The sequence below is a fragment of the Desulforhopalus singaporensis genome (assembly GCF_900104445.1).
In the GTDB taxonomy this organism is placed as follows: domain Bacteria; phylum Desulfobacterota; class Desulfobulbia; order Desulfobulbales; family Desulfocapsaceae; genus Desulforhopalus_A; species Desulforhopalus_A singaporensis.
The window spans coordinates 1-1,849 of record NZ_FNJI01000108.1 but is presented as its reverse complement, the minus strand read 5'-3'; the positions used below and the strand labels follow the sequence as shown (position 1 = coordinate 1,849).

At 41.9% G+C, this 1,849-nt stretch carries 1 protein-coding gene, 1 pseudogene and 1 riboswitch; the gene and the pseudogene both read left to right on the top strand.

The genetic code is table 11. The annotated features are described in order from the left end of the window. Window positions 1-223 precede the first annotated feature (223 nt). Window positions 224-337, top strand: a pseudogene (locus tag BLQ17_RS23820) (IS3 family transposase); the annotation flags it as partial. A 286-nt stretch (window positions 338-623) separates the two neighbouring features. Next, window positions 624-696, top strand: a riboswitch (cyclic di-GMP riboswitch). 92 nt (window positions 697-788) lie between these two features. Beyond that, window positions 789-1,598 (top strand): substrate-binding periplasmic protein, encoded by an 810-nt coding sequence (locus BLQ17_RS22000; protein ID WP_092226431.1) that lies wholly within the window; start codon window positions 789-791, stop codon window positions 1,596-1,598. The last annotated feature ends 251 nt before the right edge of the window (window positions 1,599-1,849 follow it).

Below are 1,849 nucleotides of genomic sequence, written 5' to 3'. Positions count from 1 at the left end.
ACAATGCATGCAATGAGTAAAGCTTTGATGCGTCGCAGGCCCGGCAAAGGGTTACTGGTGCATAATAGCGACCAGGGGGTACAGTATGCCAGTTCTGATTTCCGGAGCCTGCTTTGTGCAAACGGCTGCATTCAAAGCATGAGTCGTAAGGGAAATTGTTGGGATACTCAGTTTATAATGTCTATGAGCGTCAAGCTAGTCTGACCCGTGCTGGGATTGGCGATTGTGCCTTTACATTGAAGCATACTACAACCGGAGAAGGAGGCATTCTTCTCTCGGTTATTTATCGCCAGCTAACTTTGAAGAAAAATGCTGGGAAAATAGACTTGCGGCTTAACAGGGTGTCCACTTTAGCGGGGAAAGATCATTTCTTCTTTAAGTCTCCCTCAAACACCACTTTTGATCATAACTCGTAAAAACACGCATTGAAGGTGGTGAGTGTCTAGGATACTGGTGTCTATTCAGTGTTCCTGAAACACCGAGCGCTGATCTTACAATTTTTTCAAAAAACTCTATCACGACCACCTGACAATTTCAGCACACCATATTCAATGCCACATTGTGGCATTGCTATTTTTAAGAATCGCAATGTAAAATAAAGGATCAACATATAATTTAATATTAAAAGAAAAAGCCAAACCTGTCTAAGACAGGGACGGAAAGCTACGGGTCTTTAGAGAAAGCCGGGTTGCCTTTTACAAGGTAGCTCGTTTTTTTTTACCCCCCTCAAATATAAAACAACAAAGACAATGTAATCAATAAATTCAAAAACTTGGGAGGTGTAAGACATGTCTAAACGGATCAGCATTATCACATTAATACTGTTAAGTTTCCTGTTCAACATTGCCTCTGCCCAGGAGATTGTTAGGTTGACTAACGGCGAATGGCAGCCTTTAATGTCCAAGAACCTGAAACACTTTGGCGTCTTTTCCCATATCGTTTCAGAAGCCTTCTTGCTGGAGGGCATTGAGGTGCAATATGCCTTTTATTCATGGCAAGAGGCGTATGATCTCGCGGAAAAGGGCGACAAGTATGATGGGTCGGTTGGATGGGTGGCTACTCCCGATCGCGAAACAACTTTTTACTTTACTGATCCGGTAACCGTAAACAAGAAGGTTTTTTTTCACCTCAAAAGTTTTCCTTTCCAGTGGAATACTATTGATGACTTGGTGGATCTAAATATTGGCGCTGTCAATAAATATACTTATGGAGAGGCCTTCGATACGGCAGCAAAGACGGGAAAACTAAAAGTTGAATTCGTCAACCAAGATAAAGAGTTAATTAAGAGACTCATGACCGGAGGAATTCAAGTCTTTCCGATGGCGATCGAAGTTGGCTACAGCATTCTTCACCATGAGCTTTCTTTGGAACAAGCTTCTTTGGTGACAAATCACCATAGACCCGTTAGCGTCGCTCCCCTTTCTGTTATGATTTCAAAGAATATCGATCCGGCACGGGCTCAAAGGCTTGTGACAGCATTTAACCGTGGACTGGCTCGGTTAAAAAAAAGTGGCGCCTATGAAGAGATGATTTGGGCATCACGGCAGGGAGAATACAAGATATATGTACAACCGGTAATAAAACAGAGAGTTAGATAAGCTGTAGCAATTCCGACTTGATCGGACCAATACCAATTTTGAAGGCAAGGAGAGAGGAGATTGCCTTGTTTCGACAAGACCTATAGCTTGCACAAAGGGTGTACAACTAACGGGTGTATTTTAAATATCAAACTTTTTTCAAACTCGTAACAATATCTGGAGTTTGGAGTTTCATCCGCCATTTTGCATGCGAGCAAGGTGGCGAAATAAAAGATAAAACAACAAAAACATATTGACATCATTGGAAATTT

Bases quoted from the DNA above. Each gene is read 5' to 3' on its own strand.
- BLQ17_RS22000 (WP_092226431.1), top strand. From the start codon at position 789: ATGTCTAAACGGATCAGCATTATCACATTAATACTGTTAAGTTTCCTG.